Here is a 649-nt window from a genome sequence, read left to right on the forward strand (position 1 = left end):
TTACAACACCGCGTTGGAGCAGCGCCAGTTCGTCTGGCGGCAGCGCAAGGTCACCCTTGGGGTCACCGCGCAGTGCGCCTATCTGACTCAGACGCGTAAGGATTTTGACTGGGTTGCGGACCTGCCGGCACAGTCCGGGCAGCAGGTGCTGCGCCAGTTGGATCAGGCGTACCAGAATTGGTGGAACTCGCAGCACCCCGGCGGGGCGCCGACCCGCAAACGCAGGTCTGCCCGGTTGTCGGTCCCGTTCCCCGGGCAGGCGATTGGGGTGCGCCGGCTCAACCGGCGCTGGGGTGCGGTGATGCTGCCGAAGGTCGGCGAGGTCAAGTTCCGCTGGTCCCGCCCGCTGGGCGGGATAGTTCGTCACGCGGTGGTGTCCTTCGACGGTGTCGCCTGGCACGTTGGTTTCGGCGTCCACACCGGTGTCAAGGCGCCCGAGGTGCACGCCCGACCCGGCACCGTCGTGGGGGTCGACCGTGGCGTGAAGGTCGCCTTGGCGATGTCCGACGGCCGCCTGTGGAACCGCGTCTTCACGACCTCGGGCCAGGAACGCGACCTGGCCCGACTCAAGTCGAAGGCCGGCCGGCAGGAGACCGTCCGCCGTAACCGCGGCGCGACAACCTCCCACCGTGCCCGCAGGGTCCGTGCG

Annotated in this window: 1 protein-coding gene; it reads left to right on the forward strand. The window is 69.2% G+C overall.

Annotated features, from left to right (window positions below; genetic code table 11):
- The coding region (locus ACNAW0_RS30565) for an RNA-guided endonuclease InsQ/TnpB family protein (RefSeq protein WP_416291510.1) at positions 1–649 on the forward strand (649 nt) is incomplete at both ends.

The sequence above is a fragment of the Micromonospora sp. SL1-18 genome, from assembly GCF_047921505.1.
Taxonomy (GTDB): domain Bacteria; phylum Actinomycetota; class Actinomycetes; order Mycobacteriales; family Micromonosporaceae; genus Micromonospora.